Source organism: Methylobacterium sp. E-041, from assembly GCF_022829665.1.
Taxonomy (GTDB): domain Bacteria; phylum Pseudomonadota; class Alphaproteobacteria; order Rhizobiales; family Beijerinckiaceae; genus Methylobacterium.
Genome location: NZ_JAKSYQ010000149.1, coordinates 25,913 through 32,946 on the forward strand (window position 1 = coordinate 25,913; position 7,034 = coordinate 32,946).

General features: G+C 73.2%; 7 protein-coding genes and 1 pseudogene. 1 reads left to right on the top strand and 7 read right to left on the bottom strand.

What is annotated here, in order from left to right; all coding sequences use genetic code 11:
• Positions 1-41: 41 nt before the first annotated feature.
• The 4 genes from MKK70_RS13900 to MKK70_RS13915 form a co-directional block, all read right to left on the bottom strand.
• On the bottom strand, positions 42-1,166 hold the full coding sequence (locus tag MKK70_RS13900) for a GNAT family N-acetyltransferase (RefSeq protein WP_243948454.1): 1,125 nt from the start codon (positions 1,164-1,166) through the stop codon (positions 42-44).
• Positions 1,163-2,509 (bottom strand): lipopolysaccharide biosynthesis protein, encoded by a 1,347-nt coding sequence (locus MKK70_RS13905; RefSeq protein ID WP_147729723.1) that lies wholly within the window; start codon positions 2,507-2,509, stop codon positions 1,163-1,165. The genes MKK70_RS13900 and MKK70_RS13905 overlap by 4 nt, the downstream gene beginning before the upstream one ends.
• 95 nt (positions 2,510-2,604) lie before the next feature.
• A complete protein-coding gene (locus tag MKK70_RS13910; RefSeq protein WP_243933955.1) occupies positions 2,605-3,504 on the bottom strand; it encodes an SGNH/GDSL hydrolase family protein in 900 nt (299 codons plus the stop codon).
• 11 nt (positions 3,505-3,515) lie between these two features.
• Positions 3,516-4,607, bottom strand: a complete 1,092-nt coding sequence (locus MKK70_RS13915) for an OpgC family protein (protein ID WP_147729421.1) — start codon at positions 4,605-4,607, stop codon at positions 3,516-3,518.
• Between the two features lie 183 nt (positions 4,608-4,790).
• On the opposite strand from MKK70_RS13915, the gene MKK70_RS13920 reads away from it, so the two are divergent.
• The gene (locus MKK70_RS13920) at positions 4,791-5,063 is read left to right on the top strand and encodes a hypothetical protein (protein ID WP_147729422.1); all 273 of its coding nucleotides are present in this window, start codon (positions 4,791-4,793) and stop codon (positions 5,061-5,063) included.
• A gap of 30 nt (positions 5,064-5,093) precedes the next feature.
• Here MKK70_RS13920 and rfbA read toward each other — a convergent pair whose 3' ends face one another.
• The 3 genes and pseudogenes from rfbA to MKK70_RS13935 form a co-directional block, all read right to left on the bottom strand.
• A complete protein-coding gene (gene rfbA / locus MKK70_RS13925) occupies positions 5,094-5,972 on the bottom strand; it encodes a glucose-1-phosphate thymidylyltransferase RfbA (RefSeq protein ID WP_243937701.1) in 879 nt (292 codons plus the stop codon).
• Entirely contained in the window at positions 5,969-6,868 is a 900-nt protein-coding gene (gene rfbD / locus MKK70_RS13930; RefSeq protein WP_243948456.1) for a dTDP-4-dehydrorhamnose reductase, read from the bottom strand. Before rfbD ends, rfbA begins: the two co-directional genes overlap by 4 nt.
• Positions 6,869-7,034, bottom strand: a pseudogene (locus MKK70_RS13935) (dTDP-glucose 4,6-dehydratase); the annotation flags it as partial. It abuts the gene before it with no gap.

Consider the following 7,034-nt stretch of genomic DNA (forward strand, 5'->3'; position numbering starts at 1 on the left):
GCCGGATCGCGTGAAGAAAACGCGACTGCAAAAAAGACGCCTCAGCGGCCTAGGCGCCGCCGCGCCGCGTCGCGGGCGCGGTGCTCGAAGCGGGCGAGGCGGACGCGCCGCTCCAGCGAGAGCGCGTCGCGGCCCGGCGGCATCGCGATGATCTCGGCGACGCGCTCGCGCTCGCGATACAGGCTTTCCAGGGCCGAGCCCGCGAGCGTCGCCGAATCGAGCCGGTCGGCGAAGGCGGTCTCGTGGCAGGCGCGCACGATCTCGGCTTCGAGCAGCAAGCCGGGGGCGCAGGCGCGCCGGTCCTCGTCGTAGGCGGTCTTCAGCAGCGTCGCGGTGCCGCCGCCGGTAAGCGCGAGGCTGATCGCGACCGGCCTGCCGTCGACGGCCAAGATGTCGGCGCGCGCCCCGACCGGCCCGTGCGTCGGCCCGAACAGCGCGCGCGCGAAGGCCGCGTGCTCCGGGCGACAGGCCATCGCCGAGCCGGCCGCGCCCTTCCAGCCCGCGCGCTCCAGCGCGAGGAAGGCGGCGACCGCCCGCTCCAGGCCCGGGCCGGAGGCCACCGTCTCGAACGTCACCGCGCCGGCCTCGCTCAAGCGCTTGGCGCGGCGGCGCAGGTCCTTCAGGCGGGCCCTGTGCGGGTGGCCGGCGAGGAAGGCGTCGTGGCTCGCGCGCCGGTCGAGCACCGGGCGCTCGAAGGCGGCCACCGTGGCCCGGCGCCAGCCGGCGCGGTCCATGGCGGCGACGAGCCCGGCGCTGGCCGGCCCGTCGAGGGACAGCAGCGGCCAGCGCCAGGCGCGCCCGCCCGAGGCCGCGCCGAGGCCCGCGACGAGGGCGTCGAACACCGCATCCGGCCCGTCGGCGACCAGGGGCGCCGTCGCGGTGACGAAGGGCGAGAGGAAGGGCCGCGCGACGCGCCCGCCGAGGCCGCTGAGATCGCGCACCATCCGGTAGGGCATGGCGGCCTCGAGCCGTCCCTCGCGGCGGACGGTGACGAAACGCAGGGCCTCGGCGGCGAGGCCCGCCCGCTGGTGCGCTTCGACGACGTGGCGCGCGTAATGCGGATGCGGCGCCCGGGCGCGGCCGAACAGGTCGTCCCATTCTTCGGGACGCGGCGCGTCGGACGGCCAGGCCTCGATCGCGGGGACGGGCGATGCGACCCGGATCATCGGGCGCCCATCGCGAAAAGGCCGGCCCAGACCGGGGTCGCGAGGCCGTGCACGCGCCGCGCCGCCAGCGCCAGGATGCCGGCCCGCAGGACCGTGGTCAGCGCCATCCCCAGCGCCGCCCCGATCACCCCGAGCGGCGGCACGAGGACGAGGCAGGCGCCGACCGCCACCGCCAGCATCGCCAGCGTGATGCCGGCGCAGAGCCGCTCGCCGCCGAGCATGGTCAACAGGTCCTCGCCCGGGCCGAACAGGCTCGCCGCGACGCTGCCGGCGGCCAGCACCGCGAGGATCGGGATGCTGTCGGAGAATTGCGGCCCGAACATCGCCAGCAGCAGCGGGCTCGCGGCGACGACTCCGAGCGCCACCAGGGCGGTGGCGGCCAACGTGCCGCGGCCCTGCAGGCGCACCAGCCAGGCGAGCGTGTCCCGGTCGCCGACCGCGTGCGCCGCGCTGAAGCGCTGCGCGGTGGCGGCGACGGCGGCGAAATGGACGAACACGACGAACTGCTGGATCCGCGTCGCGGCGAAGTACAGGCCGACGGCGGAGGGCGGCATCAGGAAGCCGAGCACGACGACGTCGACGAAGGTGAAGCCGGCATTGGCCAGGTCGATCAGCGCGATCGGCAGGCTGGCGCCGAGCCAGTGCCGCCAGCGGTAGCGGCGCGGGCCCCGGGGCAGCGTGCGGGCCATCCGCGCCAGCACCAGCCCGGCCTGGATCGCGACGGCGAGGATCGCGGCGGCGAGCATGCAGGCCATCGCCACCCAGGCCTCGGCCGGCGCGCCGAGCAGGATCGCGGCGACCATCGCGACCATCATCACGGTCTGGCGCAACAGGTAGGGCGGCGCGATCGCCAGCACCGCCCAGTTCTGGCTGCGGGCGAGGCCTTCCAGATAATCCTGGAGCGCGAACAGCGGCAATACGAGCGCCGCGACGAGGAGCGGCGCGCGGTAGGGCCCGGCGACCCAGCCCGGCCACAGCGTCAGCACCGCGGCTCCGAGCAGCGCGACGGCCAGGGCCGCCCCGCCGATCGCGACGGCGCCGGCCACGAGGTAGCCGCGGGCGTGGTCGAGGTCGCCGCGGGCCTGGTCCACCGGCAGGAAGCGGCAGGCGCCCTGCGACAGGCCGAGCGTCACCGAATGGCCGATCATCGCGGTCCAGACCCAGACCGTGGCGAAGACGCCGTATTCCTGCCAGCCCATCAGCCGGGCGGTGAGCACCTGCGCGCCGTAGGCGAAACCGGCCGAGGCGATGCGGATCGCGAACACGTCGAGGGCGGTGCGGGCCGGGCCGGTGGCGGCGATGCGCAGGCGGCGGACGGCCGAGCCGAGGGTCGCCGCCGCCATCTCCGCCTCCCTCGACCGCGCGGTTCCGCACCGCGCGGATCGGACCCGAGCCCTAACCCGGGCCCCGTTGCGGCGGGGTTAATGGGCCGGCGCCGTCACGGCCTGGGGGGCGCGACCGCCGCGCCCACGGTGCCGGACGTCTCGCGCGGCGGCGCGGCCGCACTGCCGGTGGCGTCGGGCTGCTGCAGCGACAGCGTGATCGCCCGGCTGACATGCTCGGCCATGCAGCGCAGGCCGAGGTCGTTCAGCCGGAATTGCTGGCCGAGCATGTGGCCCTCGCCCTTGTCGCTGCGCCCGGCGAGGTAGCGCATCGCGTCGTAGCGCAGCACCAGCGGCACCTTCTCACTCGTCGCCACGGTGCGCACCGACTGGACGATGCTGGTGTAGTACGCGTCGGCGGCGAGGCTGGCGGTGTAGAGCGGATCGACCAGGACCACGTCGATGTCGTGCGACTTGATCCACCTCACGGTCTCTGTGAGGGCGTCGGTGAAGGCGTCGAGCTCGACCCGGGCGAGGGCGTCGTGGGTACCCACCTGCCAGATCACGAGGTCCGGCTCGACGTCGGCCACCATGCTGCGCAGGCGCTCCGCCGCGCCCGAGGCGATCTCGCCCTGGAGGCCGCGATACTCCATCACCACGTCGACGTTGGGCATCGCGCGCTCCAGCGCCGTCTCGAGCTTGACCGGGTAGGTCGCGGACGCGCCGGGCGCGGCATTGCCGCCGATGGCGAGCACCCGCACCGGGCGCTTCTTCAGGATCGCCGCCTTCACCGCCTCGAGCTGGGCCAGCGTGTAGAGCTGCGAGCCCGGCACGCGGCATTCGGGCGACAGGCTGGGATCGGCGGGCTCCGCCTCCTTGGCCGCGGCGCCGGAGGGCGGGGACACGATCATGGGAGCGCCGCTCGACCGGGGCGCGGCCTCGCGAGGGGCGTCCTGCGCATCCGCGGGGGCGCTCGCGATGAGGCCGAGGAGCAGGGCGGCGGCGATCCGGCGCATCGCGGCGGCCCTCACGACGCCACCCGGACTTTTCGGCCGCGCCATTCCACGAACCATGCGGTCGCGCCGAGGCCGACGATGCCGACGGCGAGCACGATCATGTCGACGATCAATCCGCCGCCGGTCCGAAAGCGCAGGAGCTGGCCGCCGAGGCTCAAGATCGATCCCATGGAGAACACGGCCAGGGAATTCCGGCCCAGGCTCGCAAGATACCCGACAATCAAGGGGATGCGGGGCGCGATGATACCGTAGACCGGGCCGAATGCGAGAAGGACGCCCACGAAATGTAACAGGCGCGCCGGCGTCAAGTAGGTCTTGTCGAAGCTGAACAGCAGTCGCGGGTCCGGGACCAGCATCGGATCGGGGCGGATCTCCAGCACCGAGAGCACGATCCCGAGGACGACGATCGCGATCCCGAGGGGGAACAGGCGGCGCGACCACAGCCGCAGCGTGCCCGAGGTGCGGTTCCAGTCCTGCAGGACGAAGCCGAGCACCAGGAGCAGCTGCCAGCACCACGGATCGAAGAACCAGTCGCCCTGCCCGGGCCAGGACGGCAGGTTCCACTCCTCGACGAGGCTGGCGAGGTAGAGGCCGGCCGAGAGCCCGAGGGCGAGGAGCCGGCTCTCTCTGGCGATCAGCACGAAGACCGGGGCGATCCCGAGCAGCACCACGTAGAGCGGCAGGATGTTGAAGAACCCGAGCTGGTGGGTGAGCAGCACCATGCCGACGACGGTTTGGATCGGGTCGGCGAAGAACCCGCCGGCATTGTGCCATTCGAGGATCAGCGGGTTGTCGAAGACCAGCGCGGTGCCGGCGATCATCGCCAGCGCGATCACCATCACGGCGAGCTGCGCCCGGTAGACCTCGATGGTGCGCGACAGGAGGCGCAGCACCGAGCGCAGCCGCGGCTCGGGCGTGCCGTCGCGGCCGCGGGTGGCGATGCCGATCGACCAGCCGGCCAGGAACACGAACAGCTCGGCCGCGTCCGAGATGCCGTACTGCGAGTAGGTGTAGCGCTCGAAGGTGTTGCCGGGGACGTGATTGATGAAGATCGTGACCAGGGCGAGCCCGCGCCAGAAATCGATCGCGTTCGGTTCCCGCATCGCGGTGTCGGCTCCGGAAGTTCGGCGTGCGGGTTCGTCCGCCGGCGGCGCGTCGCGACGCGGCGAAGGCCGGTCCTGATACGGCGGCGCAGGCCCGACTGCAAAGGTGCGCCGCAGACGCCCCGCCCCGCGGGTCGAACCGACACGCCGTCGCCCGCGTTACGCCGGGACAAGGAGCCGACGATGTCCAGAACCCACGGAATTTCCGCTTTCGCCCTCGCCGCCGCTGTGGCCGCGTCATGGTCGGGCCAAGCGCTCGCCCAGGCCCAGACGGGCACGGGCGGCGGGCCGACCACGACGATCACCGCGCCGAACACCTCGAGCGTCGGCCAGACCGTTCCGCGCCCGGGCGCCGCCGGCGAGGGCAGATTGGGCGACCGGGAGACGCGGACGGCCAACGAGAAGAAGGACGATCAGCTCATGCGCGGCATCTGCATCGGCTGCAGCAAGCAGTGACGGCGGCCCGGCGGTTCACTGAACCCGAGTTCACGCCGCCGGGTTCTCGCGTGCCAATCGCAACAGGTTCTGTCCGTAGGCGGTCTTCTTGAACAGCTCGCCGCGGGCGACGAGCTGCTCGTGGCCGATGAAGCCCTGCTCGAACGCGATCTCCTCCAGGCAGGCGACCTGCAGCCCCTGGCGGTGCTGGATCGTGCGCACGAACTCGGAGGCCTCCAGCAGGCTGTCGTGCGTGCCGGTGTCGAGCCAGGCGTAGCCGCGGGACATCTTCTCGACGTGGAGCTGGCCGCGCTCGAGATAGGCCTCGTTGACCGAGGTGATCTCGAGCTCGCCCCGCGCCGAGGGCGTCACCGCGGCGGCGATGTCGAGCACCTGATTGTCGTAGAAGTACAGGCCGGTCACCGCCCAGGTCGATTCCGGCTCGGCCGGCTTCTCGACCAGCCGCAACGGCCGCCCGGCCGCGTCGAGCGTGACCACGCCGTAGGCCTGCGGGTTGTCGACGTGGTAGGCGAACACCGTCGCCCCCGCCTTGCGCTCGGCGGCGCGCGCCAGCAGGTCGCTCATGCCGGCGCCGAAGAACAGGTTGTCGCCGAGGATCAGCGCGACGTCGTCCTCGCCGACGAACTCACGGCCGATGAGGAAGGCCTGCGCCAGCCCCTCGGGCCTCGGCTGCACCGCGTAGGCGAAGCGCAGCCCGAACTGCTCGCCGGTGCCGAACAGGCGCTTGTAGTTGTCGAGGTGCTCGGGGCTCGAGATGATCAGGATCTCGCGGATGCCGGCCAGCATCAGCACCGAGACCGGGTAGTAGATCATCGGCTTGTCGTAGACCGGCAGCAGCTGCTTGTTGATCGACAGCGTCGCCGGATGCAGCCGCGTGCCGGAGCCGCCGGCCAGGATGATGCCCTTCATCGGAAGGCCTCCGTTGTGACCGGCCCGATCAGGCGGTCGAGAATGGTGTCGAGAGCTTGTTGCCACGGCCGCATCGCGATGCCGTAGGCGGCGTTCAGGCTCTCGGTCGAGAGCGCGGAGTTCGCCGGCCGCCGGGCCGGGGTCGGGTAGGCGCTGGTGGGGATGCCCGCGACCGGCACGGAGCGGCCGCCGCGGCGGGCGCTGCCGGCGACGATGGCTTGCGCAAAACCGTGCCAGGTGGTCGTCCCGGCGTTGACGCAGTGGAAGGTGCCGGTCGGCGCCCCCGCGTCGCCCGCCATCCGCAGGGCGACGGTGGCCAGCGCCGCGGCGAGGTCGGCCGCCGAGGTCGGGCAGCCGTGCTGGTCGTCGACCACGGTGAGCCGGTCGCGCTCGGCGGACAGCCGCAGCATCGTCTTCACGAAGTTGCCCCGGTGCGGGCTCACCACCCAGGCGGTGCGCAGGATCGCGTGGCGCGGGTTGCCGGCCCGCACCGCCAGCTCGCCCCCGGCCTTGCTCGCGCCGTAGACGCTGCGCGGGGCGATCGGGTCGTCGGGCCGGTAGGCGCCGTCGCGCGTGCCGTCGAAGACGTAGTCGGTCGAGACCTGCACCAGCGGGACGGCGTGGCGCGCGGTCTCGGCGGCCAGGATCGCCGGCGCCAGCGCGTTGAGGCGCCAGGCGGCCACCGGCTCGGCCTCGGCCCTGTCGACCGCGGTGTAGGCGGCCGTGTTGATCACCGCGCCCCAGGGGCGCTCCGCCATCCGAGCCGCCACCGCCTCCGCATCGGTGATGTCGAGGGCGGCGCGGTCGGGCGCGTGGACTCGGACGCCGTCAGGCCAGGCGTAGGCCTGCAGCTCGGTGCCGACCTGCCCGGCGCCGCCGAGAACGAGGATGTCCATTCAGGCGCCGCCCGTCGCGGCGGGCGCGGCCGGGGCGAGGCCGAGGCGCTCGCCGGCGTAGCGGCCCTCGCGGATCGGGCGCCACCAGGCCGCGTTGTCGAGGTACCAGCGCACGGTCTCCTCCAGCGCCTGCTCGAAGGTCTTGGACGGCGCCCAGCCGATCTCG

Excerpts from the sequence above, each read along its gene's own strand:
- MKK70_RS13905 (WP_147729723.1), bottom strand. The coding sequence starts at position 2,509 with ATGGCGGCGGCGACCCTCGGCTCGGCCGTCCGCCGCCTGCGCATCGCC.
- MKK70_RS13915 (WP_147729421.1), bottom strand. The coding sequence starts at position 4,607 with ATGCGGGAACCGAACGCGATCGATTTCTGGCGCGGGCTCGCCCTGGTC.
- rfbA (WP_243937701.1), bottom strand. The coding sequence starts at position 5,972 with ATGAAGGGCATCATCCTGGCCGGCGGCTCCGGCACGCGGCTGCATCCG.
- MKK70_RS13900 (WP_243948454.1), bottom strand. The coding sequence starts at position 1,166 with ATGATCCGGGTCGCATCGCCCGTCCCCGCGATCGAGGCCTGGCCGTCC.
- MKK70_RS13910 (WP_243933955.1), bottom strand. The coding sequence starts at position 3,504 with ATGCGCCGGATCGCCGCCGCCCTGCTCCTCGGCCTCATCGCGAGCGCC.
- MKK70_RS13920 (WP_147729422.1), top strand. The coding sequence starts at position 4,791 with ATGTCCAGAACCCACGGAATTTCCGCTTTCGCCCTCGCCGCCGCTGTG.
- rfbD (WP_243948456.1), bottom strand. The coding sequence starts at position 6,868 with ATGGACATCCTCGTTCTCGGCGGCGCCGGGCAGGTCGGCACCGAGCTG.